Source organism: Methylobacterium aquaticum (genome assembly GCF_016804325.1).
GTDB classification, from domain to species: Bacteria; Pseudomonadota; Alphaproteobacteria; order Rhizobiales; family Beijerinckiaceae; genus Methylobacterium; species Methylobacterium aquaticum_C.
In genome coordinates this window covers 5,231,881-5,251,849 of record NZ_CP043627.1, presented here as the reverse complement: position 1 = coordinate 5,251,849, position 19,969 = coordinate 5,231,881, and the positions used below count along the sequence as shown (strand labels likewise).

The 19,969-nt window shown below is 67.3% G+C and carries 16 protein-coding genes; 3 read left to right on the top strand and 13 right to left on the bottom strand.

The window, feature by feature from the left end; genetic code table 11:
• Positions 1 to 14 precede the first annotated feature (14 nt).
• The 5 genes from F1D61_RS23970 to trpA all read right to left on the bottom strand — a co-directional run bounded on the left by F1D61_RS23970 (position 15) and on the right by trpA (position 5,416).
• The gene (locus F1D61_RS23970) at positions 15 to 761 is read right to left on the bottom strand and encodes an AraC family transcriptional regulator (RefSeq protein WP_246775498.1); all 747 of its coding nucleotides are present in this window, start codon (positions 759 to 761) and stop codon (positions 15 to 17) included.
• Positions 762 to 975: 214 nt separating this feature from the next.
• Positions 976 to 1,887 carry an outer membrane protein gene (locus tag F1D61_RS23965; RefSeq protein ID WP_203154571.1) on the bottom strand — a complete coding sequence of 304 codons (912 nt, stop codon included), beginning with the start codon at positions 1,885 to 1,887 and terminating at the stop codon, positions 976 to 978.
• A 249-nt stretch (positions 1,888 to 2,136) separates the two neighbouring features.
• Complete coding sequence (locus F1D61_RS23960; protein WP_203154570.1) at positions 2,137 to 3,462, bottom strand: bifunctional folylpolyglutamate synthase/dihydrofolate synthase; 1,326 nt, start codon at positions 3,460 to 3,462, stop codon at positions 2,137 to 2,139.
• A 145-nt stretch (positions 3,463 to 3,607) separates the two neighbouring features.
• Positions 3,608 to 4,534: an acetyl-CoA carboxylase, carboxyltransferase subunit beta gene (gene accD / locus F1D61_RS23955; RefSeq protein WP_246775497.1), complete on the bottom strand. Its 927-nt coding sequence runs from the start codon at positions 4,532 to 4,534 to the stop codon at positions 3,608 to 3,610.
• 51 nt (positions 4,535 to 4,585) lie between these two features.
• Positions 4,586 to 5,416, bottom strand: coding sequence for a tryptophan synthase subunit alpha (trpA, locus tag F1D61_RS23950; protein WP_203154569.1), 831 nt, complete (start codon positions 5,414 to 5,416; stop codon positions 4,586 to 4,588).
• Positions 5,417 to 6,044: 628 nt separating this feature from the next.
• Here trpA and F1D61_RS23945 point away from each other — a divergent pair.
• Both F1D61_RS23945 and F1D61_RS23940 read left to right on the top strand, forming a co-directional pair.
• Positions 6,045 to 6,521, top strand: a complete 477-nt coding sequence (locus F1D61_RS23945) for a hypothetical protein (protein ID WP_203154568.1) — start codon at positions 6,045 to 6,047, stop codon at positions 6,519 to 6,521.
• A gap of 76 nt (positions 6,522 to 6,597) precedes the next feature.
• Positions 6,598 to 7,383: a fimbria/pilus periplasmic chaperone gene (locus F1D61_RS23940; RefSeq protein WP_203154567.1), complete on the top strand. Its 786-nt coding sequence runs from the start codon at positions 6,598 to 6,600 to the stop codon at positions 7,381 to 7,383.
• Between the two features lie 926 nt (positions 7,384 to 8,309).
• Here the strand turns inward: F1D61_RS23940 and F1D61_RS23935 are convergent.
• From F1D61_RS23935 to F1D61_RS23905, 7 genes are all read right to left on the bottom strand, one after another.
• Positions 8,310 to 9,044, bottom strand: a complete 735-nt coding sequence (locus F1D61_RS23935) for a helix-turn-helix transcriptional regulator (protein WP_203154566.1) — start codon at positions 9,042 to 9,044, stop codon at positions 8,310 to 8,312.
• 127 nt (positions 9,045 to 9,171) lie between these two features.
• Positions 9,172 to 10,524: an efflux RND transporter periplasmic adaptor subunit gene (locus F1D61_RS23930; RefSeq protein WP_203154565.1), complete on the bottom strand. Its 1,353-nt coding sequence runs from the start codon at positions 10,522 to 10,524 to the stop codon at positions 9,172 to 9,174.
• Complete coding sequence (locus F1D61_RS23925; protein WP_203154564.1) at positions 10,500 to 12,020, bottom strand: TolC family protein; 1,521 nt, start codon at positions 12,018 to 12,020, stop codon at positions 10,500 to 10,502. Before F1D61_RS23925 ends, F1D61_RS23930 begins: the two co-directional genes overlap by 25 nt.
• A gap of 5 nt (positions 12,021 to 12,025) precedes the next feature.
• The gene (locus F1D61_RS23920; RefSeq protein WP_203154563.1) at positions 12,026 to 13,225 is read right to left on the bottom strand and encodes an ABC transporter permease; all 1,200 of its coding nucleotides are present in this window, start codon (positions 13,223 to 13,225) and stop codon (positions 12,026 to 12,028) included.
• Positions 13,222 to 13,920 carry an ABC transporter ATP-binding protein gene (locus F1D61_RS23915; RefSeq protein ID WP_203154562.1) on the bottom strand — a complete coding sequence of 233 codons (699 nt, stop codon included), beginning with the start codon at positions 13,918 to 13,920 and terminating at the stop codon, positions 13,222 to 13,224. The genes F1D61_RS23920 and F1D61_RS23915 overlap by 4 nt, the downstream gene beginning before the upstream one ends.
• Positions 13,921 to 14,669: 749 nt before the next feature.
• Positions 14,670 to 16,184: an anthranilate synthase component I gene (gene trpE / locus F1D61_RS23910; RefSeq protein ID WP_432443174.1), complete on the bottom strand. Its 1,515-nt coding sequence runs from the start codon at positions 16,182 to 16,184 to the stop codon at positions 14,670 to 14,672.
• Positions 16,185 to 16,188: 4 nt separating this feature from the next.
• Entirely contained in the window at positions 16,189 to 18,093 is a 1,905-nt protein-coding gene (locus F1D61_RS23905) for a peptidylprolyl isomerase (protein WP_203154561.1), read from the bottom strand.
• 166 nt (positions 18,094 to 18,259) lie between these two features.
• On the opposite strand from F1D61_RS23905, the gene tpiA reads away from it, so the two are divergent.
• Positions 18,260 to 19,021, top strand: coding sequence for a triose-phosphate isomerase (gene tpiA / locus F1D61_RS23900; protein ID WP_203154560.1), 762 nt, complete (start codon positions 18,260 to 18,262; stop codon positions 19,019 to 19,021).
• Between the two features lie 404 nt (positions 19,022 to 19,425).
• On the opposite strand, the gene F1D61_RS23895 is transcribed toward tpiA, so the two are convergent.
• Positions 19,426 to 19,698, bottom strand: a complete 273-nt coding sequence (locus F1D61_RS23895) for a hypothetical protein (RefSeq protein WP_203154559.1) — start codon at positions 19,696 to 19,698, stop codon at positions 19,426 to 19,428.
• Between the last annotated feature and the right edge of the window lie 271 nt (positions 19,699 to 19,969).

The window sequence follows — 19,969 nt, the reverse complement described above, 5'->3', positions numbered from 1 at the left end:
AACGCGATTGCGCCTCAGGCGAGGGCCGACCGGGTGCGGGCGGGCGTCACGCCGAACTGACGGACGAAGGCACGGGTCATGTGGCTCTGTTCCGCGAAGCCCGATTCCACTGCGGCTTCCGCGGGGTTGCGGCCGGCCGCGAGGAGGCGGCGGGCCAATCGGACACGCTGCTGCACCAGATAGGCGTGCGGCGTGGTGCCGACCGCGCGGGAAAAGCCGCGCAGGAGCTGGAACCGGCCGATCCCCGACAGCCCGGCCAGCTCCGCCAGGGTCGTCGGCCGCTCAGGGGCCTCCTCGATCCGGCGCAGGGCGCGGCTCACGCAGGGCGGTGGCCCCGGACGTGGCACTGGGCGGCTGCCGTAGTGCGAGACGAGGTACGTCAATGCCCGCACCATCGTCTCCTCGATTGCGAGGGGTGCCGGGGCGGGCGCGGTCAGTTCGGCGAAGAGTCGGGTGATATGGGCGGCAAGCGCCCGGTCACTCACGGCAGGGCAGGTGATCTCGACGCGGCCGGGCCTCGTCTCGCGCAGAAGATCATCGAGGAGGTGGGGCTCGACATAGAGCATCCGCCAAGTCCGCGGCTCGGCCCGCATCGGCGCGCCGTCGTGGATCTCGCCCGGATTGACGGTGATGACGTCGCCCGCGAGGGCCTCGACGGGACCGCGGCCGCTCCATGAGCGGTGGCCGCCCGCCACGATGACCCCGATCCCCAGCTGGTCGTGCCCGTGACGCGGGAAGGTGCGCGCGGAAGCGAGGGTCATCGCCTCCAGCCCGGACAGACCGGCGCGGTGGTGTCGCGCCTCGTGCCGTTTTTCCGTCCCCATTCGGATATCCATACCGACGATGCCTTCGGACCCGCCGCGGTCGTGCGGCGTATCCCGGTCCGCTTCATCGGGGCGTTCTCCCGGACCCACAACGCGAAAAGCCCGGCCGTGAGGCCGGGCTCCGCTCCGTCGCAGTGACGGATGGTAGGTCCTAGTACGAGCCGAACTTGTAGTTCAGGCCGGCGCGGACGACCGCGAACTCGGTCTCGCGACGGTACAGGTTGGCCGGGCCGACCGACACGACGCCCGGCGAGAACACCGAGTACTGCGTGCCGTTGGCGGTCTGGGTGAACACGCCGTTGTTGCGGTTGCCCTGGTCGAGCTTCACGTACAGGCCTTCGACCTTGAGGGTCACGGCCGACGAACGGAAGAAGTTCAGGAACGAGTCGGTGGGCAGAGCGTACTCGACGCCGCCGCCGACGGTCCAGCCGGTCTGGAAGTCGTCACGCGACGCGTTGGTCAGACCGAAGTCGCGACCACCGCCCGAGCCGTAGGCGAAACCGCCGGTGGCGTACACGAGGGTGCGGTCCCAGGCGTAGCCGAGACGGCCGCGCACGGTGCCGAAGAAGTCCAGGCCCGAGATGCCGTTCGGGTTGAACACCAGGGTGCCCGGGGCAATGCCGCCGCCCGGAACGGTCGCGAAGGCGAAGCGGTTGCGGCTGCGGCCGAAGTCGACGTACTGGGCGTCGGCCTCGATACCGATGACCACGCCCGAGCCCGGGGTGAGCTGGTAGTTGTAGCCGACCTGGCCGCCGCCGACGAAGCCGTCGTTGCTGTTGCGGTTGCCGAAGGCGAGCACGCCGGTGGCCGGCTGGCCGAACTGGTTGATGAACACGCTGTTGGCGGCGGTGGTGCCGGCCGGCACGCCGATCACGGTCGGGGCGCGGGTGTCAGCGGTGTTGAAGCCGTAGCCGGCGTTGAAACCGGCGTAGAAGCCGGTCCAGGTGAAGACCGGCACCGGCGTGAAGACCGGCGGCGGAGCGACGCGGCGCGGCAGGTCCGCGGCCGAAGCGGCGGCGGTCAGCGCGGTGAAGGCAGCGAAAGCACTCAGGAGTTTCTTCATGATGGTCCCCAGCAGGTTCCCCGATCGACACCAAGCTAGACCATTTCCCTCGTGCACGATGTAGCAGTTCGGCCACATCGGTGCGGCAACGACACGGGCGGCGAGCGGAGCCTGGAAAATGTCAAGCCTGTCGGCAAACCATCCCGGGTTTCCCCCTCGGAAAATGATCTTGCCGGCCCGGTCCGTTTACGAAGCGGTAAGGATTGTCTCGCGCCGCCACGGCTCCCCGGCCGCGTCAGGGGGCCCGAGTCAGGTCGGGGGGGTGCCGTTGGCGGCGAGCACGGCGCCCGCGAGGTAGAGCGAGCCGCAGATCAGCACCCGCGGCGGCCGCTCCCAGGCCCGGTCGCCGAGCGAGACCAGGGCCGCCTCGACGCTCGGCGCCGTCGTGGCGGAGAGGCCCACGCGCCCGGCGATCTCCGCCACCTCCTCGGCCGGCCGCGCCGCCAGCTGGCCCGGCAGCGGCACCGCCACCAGGAAACGGGCGAGCCCGGCGAAATTTGCCAGGAATCCTTCGGCGTCCTTGGTGCCGAGCAGGGCGCTGACGAGGACGAGCGGCGCGTCGCCGCGCTCCTGCAGGTCCGCCATCGCGGCGGCGAGGATGCGCCCGCCATCGATGTTGTGGCCGCCGTCGAGCCAGAGTTCCGAGCCGGCCGGAACCAGGCCGGCGAGGCGGCCCCGGCGCAGGCGCTGCAGCCTGCCCGGCCATTCGACGGCGGCGAGCCCGGCCTCGAAGGCCTCGGTGCCGATGTCGCCGAAGCCCGCGGCGCGCAGGGCCGCGATCGCCGTGCCGGCATTGACGATCTGGTGGCGCCCGGCAAGCCGCGGCCGCGGCAAATCGAGCAGCCCGTCCTCGTCCTGGTAGACCAGCCGGCCGCGCTCCTCGTGGGCGGAGAAATCCTGGTTGCCGACGAGGATCGGCGTCGCGCCGACCGCCTCGGCCCGGGCGCACAGCACCGCGTCGGCCTGGGCGTAGTCCTGGGGTGCGATCACCGCCGGGCAGCCGCGCTTGAAGATGCCGGCCTTCTCGCCGGCCACCGCCTCGACGGTGTCGCCGAGATACTCCGCATGGTCGCGGCCGATCGGCGTCACCACGGCGCAGGCCGGCCGGTCGATGACGTTGGTGGCGTCGACCCGGCCGCCCAAGCCGACCTCGAGCAGCAGCACGTCGGCGGGCGCCTCGGAGAAGAGCAGCAGGGCCGCCGCGGTGGTGATCTCGAAGACCGTGATCGGCTCGCCGGCATTCACCGCCTCGCAGCGGGCGAAGGCCTCGGCCAGCCGCTCCTCGGGCACGAAGCGGCCGCCGCCGACCGCGCCGAGGCGGATGCGCTCGTGGAAGCGCACAAGATGGGGCGAGGTGTAGACGTGGGCCGAGAGCCCACCGGCCTCCAGGATCGCCCGCATGGTGGCGATGGTCGAGCCCTTGCCGTTGGTGCCGGCCACGTGGATCACCGGCGGCAGCCGCCGCTCGGGATGCCCCAACGCCGCGAGCAGGCGCTGGATCCGGCCCAGCGACAAATCGATGGTGCGCGGATGCAGCGCGAGGAAGCGCGCCATCAGGGCGTCGGAGGATTCCATCAAGGGTCTCGCGCGGCGTTCTCGCGGGGGATGTCGACCTGGCCCGCCGCCCGTCGGGGGCGGGGCGCGAGAGAGGATCAGAGGCGGGGCGGACCCGCAAGCCCGGCCTTTGCCGGAGGCGGGCCCGCCCCGTCCCCGCCATGCCTCACGCCGGCACGGCCTTGACCTCGGGCTTCGGCTCCACCTTGGCCTCGGCCGGTGCCAGGCCGTCCGCCGGCACCTGCATCAGCAGCCCGCACAGGCGCGCGATGGTGACCTTCAGGTCGCGCCGATGCACGACCTGGTCGACCATGCCGTGCTCCTTCAGGTACTCGGCGCGCTGGAAGCCGTCGGGCAGCTTCTCGCGGATGGTCTGCTCGATCACCCGCGGGCCGGCAAATCCGATCAGCGCCCCCGGCTCGGCGAGATGCACGTCGCCGAGCATGGCGTAGGAGGCGGTGACGCCGCCGGTGGTCGGGTTCGTCAGCACCACGATGTAGGGCAGGCGGGCCTGGTTAAGCCGGCGCACCGCCACGGTGGTGCGGGGCATCTGCATCAGCGACAGGATGCCCTCCTGCATCCGCGCGCCGCCGGAGGCCGCGAACAGCACGTAGGGGGTGCGTTTCTCGAGCGCGGTCTCGGCGCCGCGCACGAAGGCCTCGCCGGCCGCCATGCCGAGCGAGCCGCCCATGAAGCCGAAATCCTGCACCGCCAGCGTCATCGGCAGGCCGCCGACGCGCCCGAACCCGACCTTGAACGCATCGGTCATCCCGGTCTTGGCGCGGGCATCCTTGAGCCGGTCGGCGTAGCGCTTCTCGTCGCGGAACTTCAGGGGGTCGGCCGGCGCGTCGGGCAGCGGCACGTCGAGCCAGGTGCCCTGGTCGAACATCAGCTTCAGGCGCTGCTGCGCGGTGATGCGCAGGTGATGCTCGGAGCCGGGGATCACCCAGCCATTGGCCTCCACCTCCTTGTGGAACACCATCTGGCCGGTCTCCGGGCATTTCACCCAGAGGTTCTCCGGCGTCTCGCGCTTGAACAGCGTCTTGATCTTCGGCCGCACGACCTCGGAGATCCAGTTCATCGCCTCGACCATGATCGCTCCTCGGTCGTCGGAATCGTGTTCGGTGATATGGGGTCTGTCGCCTCAGCCCGCCCGGCCGGCGCGCACGCCGGCGGCGAGATCGCGCACGAGCGTCGTCACCGCCTCGACCGAGCCCGCGCCGGCCCGGCCCTCGCCGTCGAGGGTGCGGGCGAGCGCGTCGACGATCGCCGAGCCGACCACGACGCCGTCGGCGTAGCGGGCGATCGACGCGGCGTGCTCGCCGCTCTTGACGCCGAAGCCCACCACCACCGGCAGGTCGGTGTGGCGGCGGATGCGCTCGACCGCGCCGCCGACCACGCCGAAATCCGGGGTCGCCGTGCCGGTGATGCCGGTGATCGACACGTAGTAGACGAAGCCCGAGGTGTTCGCGAGCACCGCCGGCAGGCGGGCCTCGTCGGTGGTCGGGGTGGCGAGACGGATGAAGGCGAGGCCGGCCTCGAGCGTCGGCAGGCAGAGCTCGTCGTCCTCCTCCGGCGGCAGGTCGACCACGATCAGCCCGTCGATGCCGGCCGTCTTGGCCTCGTCGAGGAAGCGGGCGACGCCGTAGGTGTAGATCGGGTTGTAGTAGCCCATCAGGATCACCGGCGTGCCGGCATTCCCGGCCCGGAAGCGGCGCATCAGCTCGAGGGTGCCGGCGAGGGTCTGGCCGACCTTGAGCGCCCGCAGGCCTGCCGCCTGGATCGCCGGCCCGTCGGCCATCGGATCGGTGAAGGGCAGGCCGAACTCGACGATGTCGGCCCCGGCTTCCGGCAGGGCGCGCAGCACCTGGAGCGAGGTCTCGGGGTCGGGATCGCCGGCCATCACGTAGGTGACGAGGGCGGCGCGCTTGTCCGCGCGGCAGCGGGCGAAGGTGTCGGCGAGGCGGGTGGACATCGGGAGCGACCTCGGGGGCGGCGTCGCCCCGGGGAGGGCGCACGCCGCGGGCGGGCGGAACGGATCGCCGCGCCTACACCATCGGGGGCCGCAGATAAAGTTTTGCGCCTGGGGGCCGGCGGCGCGGCGCCTCGATCGAGGCAGGTTCGGTCGAGGCAGGTGAGCGAGGTTTCACCGCGACCTGCCCCGGAGAGGGCAGGGTTGTCTTGGAAAAAGGATGGGTCCGGGTTCCTGACCCTCCCCGGTTTTCGCGGATACGGGGATCAGCCTGCGTTCCGCTCGGACGGCTCGGGTGTGATGGAGCCGAGAGCCGAGTGGAGTCGCTGCCGCTCGCAATCGCTCTCGACGGAGGCGAGGAGGTCACGGCGGGCCTTATCATTCATTTGAGTTTAGTCGTCCCATTCGAATCTGTCATGAGTTAAAAAACTTGTCAATATGTTAAAAAACGCAGTTGCCCCTTGTTGCTGAAAGGGATTTTTTGCGTTGCCGCAACAAATCGCAGGATTTGGAGCGCCAAGCTACCGCGTGACGACTGTAGCTTTGGCATTTGACAGGGATATGATCGCCATATCTGGAGCGGCTTGTTCTTGTGACGAAGTCTTTGCCATCTCAAGAGGATGAAAATCGCATGATTGACTTCAAGACGGTGAATATGGCGCTCGTCAAATCGGTGGTCGCCCTCGCCCTCGGCTTCATCGCCGTCGACGATGCGGGCGCGGCCAATGGCAGTTGGGGAAACAGCGGTCCACACCCCGCAATATACCAGACGAATTACTGGTATAACATGTCAGGGCCGATCAACTCCCTCATCGGAACATCAACCTCCGCTAAAATTTCAGGAGCAAATGTGAGGTGGGGGTACAACTCCCTGCCCTACAACTCGCGAAATCCCAGTTCATGGACTGTGCAGGCTAAAATATGCACCAGTGGAAAATGCGGATATACAACCACGCAGGTCAGTAACGACACATATTGGAACGGCTTGTCGGCCGGGGCGTCATGGACGTTCTCGTTCATCGCCAACAGCTCGCAAACCAAAGTGTTTGCCAATGGCCCTCTTAATGGCAGCCAGAACGTCAACCTGAGTGTCAATTATATTCAATAATCTAAACGAAGCGGTGGGCGTGATTAGAAATCGCGATTTCTCGTCACGTCCATCATTTTATTCATGAGAAGATCTTATGAAATTTATCGCCTCGATGATTGCTGGTTGTGCGGCCGTGTTTCCCTGTGCCAGCACATGGGCAAGCGAACTCCTGTTCGATCCGAGCATCATGAACATTCCGCATTATAAAAACAATGTACAGATGAAAATCACTAATCATGAGATCCATCCCATCACGTGGCGCATCAAAGTTTTTCGTTGGACTCACGACCAGCGAGGCGTTCAACGACTGACGCCAACCCGTGCCATCATCGTTTCGCATGCCGAGGTTCGGTTATCGCCAAGAAAATATAAAATTATCACCATACGAAGGAGATACGTGGCATCGATACGACAGGAAGATTCATACAGAATGATATTATCTTCTGCCCCGATCGAAAAAGATAAATTGACAGTATCATTTAATTATAACTTGCCGATATTCATAAATCCAAAGGAAAAATTGATAAATATGAGGCAAGTATTCTCCTCACCCCGCGCTGGAATCATGAAAGTAAGGCTGGAAAACAAAGGGACGCTTCATTCATTCGTCGAAAATATCGTCGTTCAGGGAGTCGACGCGACCGACAAAGAAATATTCGTCATCAGCCAGCCTGGATGGTACGTGCTCCCCGGCAATCGGACGGAGTATGCGTTTCAGATATCCGCACGCGACTGCTCAAGTTCAGCCAAAATTTTTATAAGAACAGCCCTAAAAAGTGGGAAAGTTCTTGAACATCAAATGAATAGCATGTCCTGCGATTCAAATATTGATAGCACATATTATATTGATCCAAACTCTCAAGTGCAACCGCATCAATAGTCCGCATCTCCCCGGATGGTATCGTGGAGCGGCGAGATTATATTTCGACTGGCTCGGCAAGACCGCTGTACCAAAACGAACCGACCTCGATCGACAACGATGTGAACTGACGCCAGGGCCCGCCGCTCCGAGGTCCGGGACGTGGAACGCCCGGGCCCGATGGCGTGCCGAGGCGTCCCCGTCGACGATGAGGGGGACTTCGTCTCGGGATGACGGCGTTCCGCCACGTGTCGACCGAGATCGGACAGCGCCAATCGAACGAGACTGACCATCGTGATCGAAAGATTAAAAATTTCGCATTTCGTCAATTGCACCAGGAAAATAGTGCGTTCCTGCGACGTGCTGAGAGCCTGTTTGGCTTGCGAAAATTTAGCTGCAACGACCTTTTCCATCCCTCTCGCGACCTCATCCTGAGGGCGATTGAAAGGAGCCTCGAAGGCGGACTCCAGAAGTCTCCGCGATCCCTGGAACCCTCCTTCGAGGTCAGTCGATTTTCAATCGACTGAAACCTCAGGATGAGGTCGTGTGTGGGAGCAAGTGCTTGAGTCAATAAACAGGCTCCGATATTACAATCCTGATTGAAAATATTGCCTTCTTTGATGGCTTTGCCGGTATTTTTTAAATATTTCAATATCTGACTTGGCGAATCAATTAATCGGGTTAACACCGACTTTCGACAGCGTAAGCGGTGGGTCTTGGTTGTTATGCGGGCCTGATTTGCTGTCATATTCTGCTGATCGCGATAAACAGATTTAATTTCGATTGGCCTTGCTTAAAAATAGATGTGTTACTGACGTGAATGCAAGTACAATGCGCTTCGATTAATAGAAGAAACATTATTTTTTCGGTCCGAAATTTGACCGAATGCGCAAAATGCAACTCATTCTGACGATACAAGACTTTCCTGCATCGGGCAATGATAGGCGCTACGAGCAGCGATGATCGATCAAGAGATCCAGCCTGCCGGCCTTGACGGCCGCTTCGGTAAGGCTCGCGCAACCTAACTTGCGGCGGGCGTTGCGGAGGTAGAGCTGAATGGCGCTGACGGAGATTTGAAGTTCGTCGGCGATCTGTTTGATATGGCGCCCAGCCGCGGCCAATCTGAGGCTCTCCGCCTCGCGCGCCGAGAGCAGGCAGCGTTTCGGCCGCCCTCCGGCCAAGTTGATGGCCCGGTCATGAAAGAATTGTGCCAGAAGCTGGAAGTCGCGCATGTACGACAGCCGACGAGAATGCCATTCTGGCTCAGGAAGGTTGGTCGTGACGGTCAACACGGCGCGCTCACCGCCCGGACCACGAATCGGAAACGTCAGGCCCCTCGAACCGACGCCGTAGGTCTCGGCCTCGCCGAAGAAATGCTGCACCGATGTCGAGGTGCGGTCGATCATCGACCAATCGATAGGCAGAAATCCTTTCCATACCTCCTGCAGGACCGGATCTATGCGATGATAATTTTTAGCAATGTAACGATCGACCCACTTTCTGTCATAGGTCTGAAGCACGATCGGATCGAGCAGGTTGCCATCAGGAAGAACCATTGCGTGATAGGCGACGTGAGCGAGGCCGAACCGTTCGCGCAACGTATGAATGACATCGCAGAGGTCGCCAAGCGTGCGGGCGGCTTCGATGTGCGCGATAACTTGCTCGAATTCATTATCGGTCATGATTTTATCCCGGGCATTCTCATTATGTTGTCGGGCAGTAACTTCATCGAAGAATTTGAAAATTGAAAAACATATTTCCATGTTGGCAATAAATACTGTATCTTGATAAATTCTCTGATTCCCTGCGTCAATAGATGACGATGTCACCGGGTTCGAGACCTTCCACGATCTCGATGCCTCGCGCGTTGGTCGGGCCGAGCACGACGCTGCGAGACTCGATCGCGTCGTTTCGCGGATCGCGGACCCGGACGCTCGGCCGAGTCGCAGGATCCTGGACGGCCTCGATCGGCACGACGATCGCGCCCGGATTCGCCGCGGTCTCGATCTCCATCCGGGCCGACATGCCGATCCGGATGGGATGGGGCCTGGCATTGGCCCGGCCGGAAAAGGCGGCGCGGACCTCGAAGGTCGGGATACGGCCGCCGGCAGGGCCGGCATCGGCCTCCGCGCTGATCGCGACGATGCGCCCGGGTATCGGGTCGCCCGGGAATGCGTCCCCCCGGATCGAGACGGCCTGCCCGATCCGGATCCGGTTGACGTCGATTTCGTCGGCTCGGCCGATCACCACCAGGGTCGTGGTGTCGGCGATCGAGAATAGTGGCTGGCCGCGCGAGAGGCGCGCTCCGGCCTCGATCGTGACCGGTGGAGATCCGCTCTGCCCGCCGGCGGGAGGCCGGGTGACGATGCCGGCGACGGGCGCGCGGACGACGCCGCCATCCGCTTGTGCCTGGAGGTCGGCGAGGCGCGATGTTGCGTTTTGCAGCTCGAACTCGGCGAGGCGGCGGTTGTCGGCGCTGCCGCGGTCGAGGGCGGCCTGCAGGTCCAGCCGGGCCCCGGCCACGGTGTTGCGCTGCATGTCGCGCTGCTGCACGAGGCCGTCATACTCGTTGCGGGAGACGATCCCGCGGTCGAGCAGCTTCTTGGTCTCCGCGACCTGACGCTGGTTCAGCAGCAGGCTCGCCTCGGCGGCTTCCAGCGCGCGCCGGGCCCGGACGACGTCCGGGCTGTCAGCCCAGCGGTCGAGGAGGGCGACCGCCATCGCGCTCTTCAAGGAGGCGGCTTGCGCCTCCCGCAGCCGGGTCCCCACCTCGCCGGCCTCCATCACCACGAGGACGTCGCCGGCCTCGACCGGTGCGCCGAGCTGCGCCCGCCGCTCACCGATGACGCCGTCGAACGGTGCCACCGCCGCGACCGTCTTGCCCGGTCCGACCGTCCCGACGAGGGTGATCGAGGACGACACGGCAACCCGCGCAACGGCGATCGTCCGCTCGCCGGCTGCCACGTCCGGTCCGGCAGGACCGCCGGGGTTCGGTTCGGCCGTGTCCCGATTCCCGACCAGTGCCGCGATCACGAACACAGCCGCGGCGCAGGCGACACCCAGCCCGGTCCTGATGCGGACGGCCCGGGCCTCGACGGTGCCGGCGGCATCGGGGGCGACCGGCGCCGGCCCTTCCGCTACTCCCTGAGGGCGATGTGCCATGTCTCGAGCGTGGTTCCCAGTTGGACGTCGAGCAGCGTCAGCGCATTGAGGTAGCCGATGACGGCGTTCAGCTGCTGGCTCTCGGACGCACGAAGATCGTTCTCCAGCGAGCGCACCTGGAAGTTCGCCGAGCGGCCGACCTTCAGCTTCTCCTTCTCGATCTCGACGGCCCGGGCTGCGAGGTCGCGTGCGCGACGGGATCCCTCGAACTGGCGCCAGCGGATGTCGATCTCGGTGGCGGAGTTGCGGATCTGCATCTCGACGCCCTGGCGGATCGCCTCGAGCTGCAACTCGGCGTTCCGCAGGCTCGCACCCGCCTGGACAGCCGGCTGCTCGCGTCGCAGGTCGTTGAGCGGAGCGGTGAAGGCGAGGCCGACCGTCATGTCGGCAACGCCGGTCGTGCTCGAGGCGGCGCCGCTGACGCTGGTGCGACCCAGCGTGCCGGTGCCGAAGACCGACAGGTCCCAGAGCCGCTCGTTCCGGGCGACGACGAGCCCGAGCCGGTTCTGCTCGATGACGTCACGCTGGCTCAGGTAATCCGGTCGCTGTGCAAGTGCGACCTGCATCAGGTCGGGGAGACGCGTGGTCACCCGCGCCGGACTGATGCTCTCTCGCGCGACGATCGGGGTGCCGAGGTCGAGGGCGAGAAGATCCAGGAGCCGGAGGCGGGCCGTGTCGAGGGTGCGGGTCGCCTCCAGGACCCGGATGCGCCGGTTCTCCAGGTCGGCCTCGGTCTGGACGACATCGACCGCGGCCATGCGGCCGGCGGTGATCAGGGTCCGGTTGATGTCGAGCAGGGTCTCGGCGCGGTCCACGGCGGCGTGGGCGAGGCGGAGGTCCTCCTGGGCACGGAGCAGGTCGCGGTAGGAGAAGATCACTTGCCCGATCGTCTCGGACACCGTGGCCTTCAGGCGCAGCCGGTTGATGCGCTCGCCGAGGCGCGCCGACAGGACCGGCGCCATGGTGACCTCGACGCCGGCCCCGCGCAGGAGGGGCTGGGACACCGACAGCACGCCGGCGGACGAGCGCGTGCGCAGGCCGGGGGTGTCGCTAGCCTGTTCGGTCCAGCCGAAGCCGACGGTGCCGCCGCTGGGCAGGAGCGTCGTCACACCCGGCGTCACGCTCAGGCTGGTCGTGGTGACGCCGGCGATGCGCTGGCGCAGGACGCCGCCCGTGACGCCGAATTGCGGGGTGAAGCGGTCCTCGACCACCCGCAGGTCGAACTTCTGGGCGACGCGATCGACGTAGGCGCTGCGGATCGTGCGGTTCTCGCGCAGGGCCATGAACACGGCGTCGGCGACCGTCAGGGGGATGTCGCCGGCCGCCGGCTCCCGGGATGGCGTGCGTGGCTTGGCTGTCGCCGTCACGGGCTTGACCGTCCGCGCCGGCTCCACGGCGAGAGGGGCCCTGGGAGCCCGGGCAGCGACGGCCCGCCCCGAGAGGACACCCGAGAGGAGGCCCGCCAGGCCGAGGGCGACGGCCGCGATACGGGGCACGCCGGCTACTCCGTCCGCAGGGCGGCGATCGGGTCGAGCCGGGCGGCCCGCTCCGCGGGATAGCTGCCGAAGAAGAGGCCGACGGCGAGTGCCATGGCGCCCCCGAGCGGCAGCGCCAGGGGGGCGGCCAGGAACGTCCAGCCCGACAGGTGCGCGAACGCCCAGCCGGCGCAGGTGCCGACGCCGATCCCGGCAAGGGAGCCCAGGGCCGCCAGGATCAGCGCCTCGGTGAGGAACATCGCGCGAATGTCCCGGCGGCGGGCGCCGAGGGCCAGGCGCAGGCCGATCTCGCGCCGCCGCTCCAGGACGCTCATCAGCATGACGTTCATCACGCCGACGCCGCCGACGACGAGGGAGACCGCGCCGATCCCCACGAGCAGCAGGCCGTAGATGCGCATCTGCTCCTCGAGGCCGTCGATCAGCTGGCGGGCGGTCTGGACATGCACGGTGCCCGAGCGCAGGCGGGCCTGAAGGTAGGCGGCGACCTGCCGGGCGGTCGCCTGGTCGTCCGCGGCGGGTGCGAGCCGCGCGGCGACGGTGGTGATCTGCGGGTCGGGCACGAGGCGGCGGGCCGCCGCGAAGGGCAGCACGACGGAGCGGTTCAGGTCGAGGCCGAGGATGGGATTGGACGGCGTGGCGGCGAGGACCCCGACGACGGTCAGCGCCTGGTCGTCGAGGGTGACCGTCTGGCCGACCTGCACCGGGGCCCCGGCCGCGGCGCCGACCTCCTGGGCGAGGTCGACGCCGAGCACGGCGAACGGCGCGGACCGGTCGAGGTCCGAGGTGCGGCGCCCGGAGGCGAGCGGGGCCTTGGCGAGGCCGTAGAGGCCATCCGCGGCTGCGACGACACTCGCGTGGATGACGGATCGCCCGACCCGCATCACCCCGCCGGACCCGATCAGCGGGATCGCCTCGGCGAGCCCGAGACCGCGGGCGGGAAGCTCCCGAACGAGGTCCGGCGAAAGTCCCGTCGTGGCAAGTCCGTCGCCGCGGGGTGTGATGCCGACGAGATCGACGCCCAGTGCCTCGAACTGGCGCAGGGCCTCGGCCCGCGCGTTGTGACCGACATGCAGCATGGCGATCACGGCGGCCGTCCCGATGGCGATCCCGACCAGAGCGAGACGGGTACGGCCCCTGAGAGCCTGCAGATTGCCGATCCCCTCGAGGATCACCTCGCGGAGCGGGGTGGCGGCGGAGCGAATCACGGCGACGTCCCCGCGTGGTGCAGGCCGTCGTCGTCGAGGACGCGACCGTCACGCATGACGATCCTGCGGAGGCACCGGGCGGCGATCGTGGCATCGTGAGTGACGATCAGGATGGTGACGCCGAGTTGGCGATTGAGCGTGAGAAACAGGGTCATGATCTCGTCGGCCGTCCGGCTGTCGAGATTGCCGGTGGGCTCGTCGGCGAGCAGCAGGGAGGGCTCCCCGACCAGGGCGCGGGCGATCGCGACACGCTGGCGCTGGCCGCCGGACATCTCCGCGGGATGATGGGCGACGCGCGCGGCAAGGCCGACACGGTCGAGAGCGTCCGCCGCCTTCGCCCGCCGCGCCGTCCTGCCGACGCCGCGGTAAAGAAGCGGCAATGCGACGTTGTCAACGGCGGACAGATTCGGCAGCAAATGAAAGGACTGGAAGACGAAGCCGATGAGACGATTGCGGAGCGACGCGATTTCATCCTCCGTTAAATCGTGCGCCGGGATACCGTTAAATCGGATCGTGCCCGCGTCGGCGCGATCGAGCAGGCCGATGATGTTCATGAGCGTCGTCTTGCCGGAGCCTGATGCACCCGTGATCGCACAGAGCTCCCCACCCCGGATATCCAGGTTCACCCGGCTGAGCACGGGCAGTGCCCCCGAGTGACTCCTGTAGGTTTTCGTGACGTTCTCGAGAGTCAGCATAGGCCTCGATGCGCCGGGACCCGTTCAGGCAGGCCGGAATTCGCGCACGAGCCTCGTCCTTCATGCTCCATCCCGCAACCTGCGGACTTGCGAGATTGACAATCATACTTCTGCCGATGTCTCGCCTGTGGCGCCTCTTGAGCAGTCGAGGCAACCGTCCCATGATCTTACAATAAAACAATCGAATCAGAAGACTATTTTGTGCATTATTTGATTAATAGAAAATATCATATACGTTGCATTCATGCCTTCTGGGGATTTCTGCACACATCATGAACAGCCGGAGCCCGGACTCCCGCCGCTGGTCGTGGCGGCAGCCGTCGTGCCGTCGATCTGGGCGACATCGTCAGTGCATTGATGCGTATCTTTGCTGGGGGATACGGTTGGCGCTCTTTTCAAGGATTTTTCGCCGCGCTCGACGGTGTATGGCCTGTTCGATCTCCGGAACTACGACGGAACGCGGCTGCGCATCTCCTCCATGTCTTCGACATGCTGTGTCGTGAGCAGGTCGGATGCGAGGCCAGCCCAACGGCCGCGATCATCGACAGTCAGAGCGTCCTGCGCCTTGCCTCCATCCGCATCATGACACGAAAACTCTGTCGGAGATCGACATGATCTCGGCCAGACTCTCAGGCTCTCCAGCAGCAAGGGGCAAATGCGCTGGCTCCACCCGCGGGGAGAGGGGGAAACCCGCGCCATTCTTGATTGCGACGGTTGCCCCGCAAAGCCCCGCGCGGCGAAGAGCGGCGCTACTGCCCCCGCCGCGCCTGCGCGGCGAAGCGCACCGCCTCTTCCGCGGCCCGGAACAGGGCCTTGGCCTTGTTGACGCATTCCTGCTGCTCGGAGGCCGGGTCGGAATCGTGCACGATGCCCGCACCCGCCTGGACGTGCATGCGGCCGTCCTTGACGATGGCGGTGCGCAGCACGATGCAGGTATCCATCTGGCCGTCGGCGCCGAAATAGCCGATGCAGCCGCCATAGGGCCCGCGCTTCTCGCGCTCCAGCTCGTCGATGATCTGCATCGCCCGCACCTTCGGGGCGCCCGAGACCGTGCCGGCGGGGAATCCCGCGGCGAGCGCCGAGAGGGCGTCGTGCCGGGGATCGAGGCGGCCCTCGACGTTCGACACGATGTGCATGACCTGGCTGTAGAATTCGAGGAAGAACGAATCCGTCACCCGCACGCTGCCGATCTCGGCGACGCGGCCGACGTCGTTGCGGCCGAGATCGAGCAGCATCAGGTGCTCGGAGCGCTCCTTGGGGTCGGCCAGCAGCTCGTCGGCGAGCGCCTTGTCTTCCTCCGGCGTCGCGCCGCGGCGGCGGGTTCCGGCGATCGGCCGGATCGTGACCGCGCCGTCGCGCACCCGCACCAGGATCTCCGGCGACGAGCAGACGATCTGGAAGGCGCCGAAATCGAGGTAGCACAGGAACGGCGCCGGGTTGACCCGGCGCAGGGCCCGGTAGAGCGCCAGCGGGTGCAAGGTGAACGGCGATTCGAATCGCTGCGACAGCACCACCTGGAAGATGTCGCCGGCCGCGATGTAGTCCTTCGCCCGCGCCACCATGCCGAGGAAGTCGTCGGGCGCGATGTTCGAGACCTGGGCGGGGGCCGGGATCTCGGTCGGGTTCTGCCGCGCCTCGACCGGCAGCGGGCCCTCCAGCGCGTCGGCGGCGCGCTCGAGCCGCGCGACCGCCGCCTCGTAGGCGGCCCGGGCCGAGAGGCCGGGCACCGGGCGGATCGGCGCCACGAGCGCGATCTCGTCGCGCACAGCGTCGAAGATCACCATCACGGTCGGGCGGACCAGGATCGCGTCCGGCACCCCGATCGGGTCGGGATGGGGGGCGTCGAGCCGCTCCATCTCCCGCACCATGTCGTAGCCGAGATAGCCGAACAGGCCCGCCGCCATCGGGGGCAGGCCGGGTTCGGCGGGAATCGCGCTCTCGGCGATCAGCGCCCGCAGGCTGTCGAGCGGCGCGGCATCCTCATGAGCGAAGGCGGCGAGGTCCGGTGCCACGGCGCGCTCGGCCCGGCCCGCGGTGCAGCGCCAGATCAGGTCGGGATCGAGCCCGATCATCGAGTAGCGGCCGCGCACGGCCCCGCCCTCGACCGATTCGAGCAGGAAGGCCGCGCCCTCGCGGCCGGCCTTCAGCTTCAGGAAGGCGGCGACCGGCGTCTCCAGGTCGGCCACCAGGGTGGTGCGGAGCAGGACCGGGCGGCCCGATTCGTAGGCCGCGGCGGCGGCGTCCTGGGAGGGAGCGACCAGCACGGGATCAGTACTCGCCGCCGATGGCGCGGCGGAACGCGCCCTCGTTGACCGAGACGCCGGCCTGCTTCTGCACGTCGGCGATGTACTCGGCGAGGATGTCGTCGGCCAGAGCCGTGCGGTACTGCTGCTCCACCGCGACCGCGGCGGGGGCGCTCGGCACGAAGGCCGGCACCGTGGCGCTCGTCACGCGGAACACCACGCGGGCGGTCTCCTCGCCGGCGGCGGTGCCGGCCTTGCCCACCGGCGTCGTGAAGAGGCGGGCGACGCTCTCGGTCGAGAGGCCGTCGCGGCCGCGGCCGCGGGCGATGTCGGTCGCGGTCTTCGCCTCCTGGCCGAGGGACTTCGCCACCTCCTCGATCGCCTCGCCCTTGTCGAGCCGCTCGGTCGCTTCCCGGGCCTTGGCGGCGAGACGGCGCGCGGTCTCGTCGGCCTTCCACTGCGCCACCACGGCGTCGCGGACCTCGGCCAGCGGCTTGTCGTGGGCCGGGTCGACCTTGGTCACGTCGTACCAGACGTAGCCGCCGGAGCGGGTGCGCAGGGCCTCGTTGTCGGCGCCCATCTCGCTGCGGAAGATCGCCGGCAGCGTCGTGTCCTTGTCGGGGATCGCGTCGACCGCCTTGCCCTGGGGATCGCGCCCCTGCGCATCCACCGCCGGGACGGCGACGAGGGGCAGGCCCTGCTCGCGGGCGATGTCGGCCAGCGGCTTGGCGCCCGCGCGCTGGTCCTCGATCGCGTCGTGGACCTTTTCCAGCCCATCCCGGGCCTTGTCGAGGGCGACCTCCTGGCGGACCTCGCCGGCCACCTCGTCGAAGGGCTTGCGGGCCTCGGGCTGGACCGCGGTGACCCGCAGCAGCACCGTGCCGAAGCGGCCCTTGACCGGCTCGCTGACGGCGTTCGGCTCGGCCGCGAAGGCGGCATCCGCCACCGCCGGATCGAACAGCTCGGACTTGGTGAAGGTGCCGAGATCCAGCGCCTTGGCGTCGAGCCCGCGCTCGGTCGCGATCTGGTCGAAGGTGGCAGCATTGCTGCGGATGCGGGCCAGCGCCGCCGCCGCGTCGGCATCGTTCGGGAACACGATCTGCTGGATCGCGCGCTTCTCGGGGGTGCCGAAGCGGGTCTTCTCGGAATCGTAGCGGGCGCGGGCTTCCGCGTCGGTCACGGCGTCGGGCTTGGCCAGCGTCGCCGGATCGAGGACGAGCAGGTTCACGCTGCGGACTTCCGGCGCCCGGAACGCGCTCTTGCGGTCGTTGTAGAAGGTCTTCACCTCCTCCTCGGTCGGCGCCGGGATCTCGCCCGCGGCCGAATCCGGCAGGGTGAAGTAGGCGGCGGCGCGGCGCTCGGCGGTGTAGCGATGGATCGCCTCGCGGGCGGCCAGCGGCACCGGCAGCTCGGCGGTGATCGCGTCGGCGAGCTGGAGGCGGGCGGCGACCGCGCGCTGCTCCTGCACGAAGCCCTGCTCGGTCAGGCCGGCCTGGCGCAGGGTATCCCGGAAGGTGTTGACGTCGAAGGCGCCGTTCGGGCCCTTGAAGGCCGGCTCCTCCTGGATCAGCCGCACCACCGCGGCATCGGGGATGCGCAGCCCCAGATCCTTGGTCTTCTGGTCGAGGGAGGCCTCGGTGATGAGCTGGGACAGGACCTGCCGGTCGAGGCCGAGCGCCCGCGCCTGGTCCGGCGTGATCGGCCGCCGGGTCTGGCGCGACAGGCGCTGGATCTGGTTCTGGTAGGCGGTGCGCAGGGCCTCGGCGGGAATCTGCGTGCTGCCGACCGTGGCGACCGCGTTGCTGCCGCCACCCCGGAAGATGTCGCCGATGCCGAAGATGGCGAGGCCCGCGATCAGGAGGCCGAACACCACCGTCACCACGATCTTGCCGAGCCAGCTCTGGCTGGCGGCGCGGAACCCCTGGAGCATCGCGATCCTCGAAAGCATGGGGGCGCCTGCCGCGAGGGGACGCCCGGATCGGGCCGCGATACCGCATAAGCGCCGCAAGGCAAAGAGCGGGCCTGCCCCGGACGTTTGCCGCCCGGCGGCGGACCTGTTACCCGGCGACGCTTGATCGAGGATCGGGGGAGACACGATGACGACCGAACGGCCGCGCCCGCTGGTGGCGGGAAACTGGAAGATGAACGGCCTCACGGCCTCGCTGAAGGTGGCCGAGGCGGTCCGCGACGGCCTCGATGCCGGCCTGGCGCAGCGGATCGACGTGCTGGTCTGCCCGCCCGCGACGCTGGTCGGCGCGACGGCCGCCGCCCTGAAGGGCTCGCCCGTCGGGGTCGGCGGGCAGGACGTGCATGCGGAGGTAAGCGGCGCCTATACCGGCAACGTCTCGGCCGAGATGCTGGCGGATCTCGGCGCCACCGCGACCATCGTCGGTCATTCCGAGCGCCGGGCCTACCACCACGAGAGCGACGCCGACATCCGCGCCAAGGCGCTCGCCGCCCGCCGGGCCGGGCTCGTCGCAATCATCTGCGTCGGCGAGACCCGCGAGGAGCGCGAGGCCGGCCGGACCCTCGAGATCGTGCGCGGCCAGCTCGCCGGCTCCCTCCCCGACGGCGCCACGGCGGCCGACACGGTGATCGCCTACGAGCCGGTCTGGGCGATCGGCACCGGGCTCACCCCGACGGTGGACGACGTGGCGGAGGTCCATGCGCTGATCCGCAAGGAACTGGAAGCCCGCCTCGGCGCCGAGGGGGCGACGGTGCGGATCCTCTACGGCGGCTCGGTCAAGCCGTCGAACGCCGCCGAGCTGATGGGCGTCGCCAATGTCGACGGCGCGCTCGTGGGTGGGGCGAGCCTGAAGGCGGAGGACTTCTTGGGGATCGCGGCGGCGTATCGCTGAAGCGCGCGCCTTGATCTGTCGTCCCGGGGCCGTGCGTCGGAGTCCCGGGCCGCCTGACCGCGTGACGGTCACCTGCTCAGAGCCGTCAGGGGCGGTCTGACCTGAGAGCCTGTTTGAGCAGGATTTTCTATCCAACACTTGAGGCAGGCGGGATCATCCTACCCTCTAACCTCATCCTGAGGTGTCAGCCGATTGAAAATCGGCTGACCTCGAAGGAGGGCTCCAGAAGTCTCCGCGATCCCTGGAGCCCTCCTTCGAGGTCAGTTCATCAATGATGAACTGACACCTCAGGATGAGGTGGAGGGTAGGATGATCCCTCTCGGTTTTTGTCGAATCCCTCTGCTCAAACAGGCTCCGAAGCGGCCTCCCAGCCAGCATCGTCGCCACCTCGGCCGGAGCCGTGGTCACGGCCTTCGGCAAGGCTCGCATTCCTCTCGGTCATCCTCGTCGAACAGATGCTCGACGACACCGTAGGGCGGCCCGTCGAACCATCCCATCGCGTCGGCCTCTTCCCCCGAGATCGTTCGCGTCGTCACCGGCCCGCCGTCGATTTGCGTGGAGATCTGCGCCTCGTCCACGCGGATCGCGACGACCGTGCGTGTGCCGATATCCGTGCAGCGCCAGCGGGCACCTTGGGCCAGGAACTCGGCGCCGATCGCGAATTCCGGCAGGTCCATTCGAGGCTCCTCGCATTGATGCGGTGGTGGCAGTGGCTGCTCCGCCGCGTGGGCGGGCCCGCCCCGAAGGGCGCGAAGGCTCCACAGCCCGGTCATTCCGGTGAATGCCGCTCAAGGTCGACCGCCGCTCCGCGGCGCGGATCATCTGTCAGGACGTGGTGTGGATGCGCCCGACCAACTGCGCGGCGTCGTCGAGGACGTTTCGGGCCGGCGGCACGGCTGACACCCCATGGTGCGATGCACGGCATCGAGGTGTTCGGGGACGATGCCC

What these genes read in the sequence shown, in the direction of transcription:
- F1D61_RS23970 (WP_246775498.1), bottom strand. Translation starts at nt 761, where the DNA reads ATGACCCTCGCTTCCGCGCGCACCTTCCCGCGTCACGGGCACGACCAG.
- F1D61_RS23965 (WP_203154571.1), bottom strand. Translation starts at nt 1,887, where the DNA reads ATGAAGAAACTCCTGAGTGCTTTCGCTGCCTTCACCGCGCTGACCGCC.
- F1D61_RS23960 (WP_203154570.1), bottom strand. Translation starts at nt 3,462, where the DNA reads ATGGAATCCTCCGACGCCCTGATGGCGCGCTTCCTCGCGCTGCATCCG.
- accD (WP_246775497.1), bottom strand. Translation starts at nt 4,534, where the DNA reads ATGGTCGAGGCGATGAACTGGATCTCCGAGGTCGTGCGGCCGAAGATC.
- trpA (WP_203154569.1), bottom strand. Translation starts at nt 5,416, where the DNA reads ATGTCCACCCGCCTCGCCGACACCTTCGCCCGCTGCCGCGCGGACAAG.
- F1D61_RS23945 (WP_203154568.1), top strand. Translation starts at nt 6,045, where the DNA reads ATGATTGACTTCAAGACGGTGAATATGGCGCTCGTCAAATCGGTGGTC.
- F1D61_RS23940 (WP_203154567.1), top strand. Translation starts at nt 6,598, where the DNA reads ATGAAATTTATCGCCTCGATGATTGCTGGTTGTGCGGCCGTGTTTCCC.
- F1D61_RS23935 (WP_203154566.1), bottom strand. Translation starts at nt 9,044, where the DNA reads ATGACCGATAATGAATTCGAGCAAGTTATCGCGCACATCGAAGCCGCC.
- F1D61_RS23930 (WP_203154565.1), bottom strand. Translation starts at nt 10,524, where the DNA reads ATGGCACATCGCCCTCAGGGAGTAGCGGAAGGGCCGGCGCCGGTCGCC.
- F1D61_RS23915 (WP_203154562.1), bottom strand. Translation starts at nt 13,920, where the DNA reads ATGCTGACTCTCGAGAACGTCACGAAAACCTACAGGAGTCACTCGGGG.
- F1D61_RS23905 (WP_203154561.1), bottom strand. Translation starts at nt 18,093, where the DNA reads ATGCTCCAGGGGTTCCGCGCCGCCAGCCAGAGCTGGCTCGGCAAGATC.
- tpiA (WP_203154560.1), top strand. Translation starts at nt 18,260, where the DNA reads ATGACGACCGAACGGCCGCGCCCGCTGGTGGCGGGAAACTGGAAGATG.
- F1D61_RS23895 (WP_203154559.1), bottom strand. Translation starts at nt 19,698, where the DNA reads ATGGACCTGCCGGAATTCGCGATCGGCGCCGAGTTCCTGGCCCAAGGT.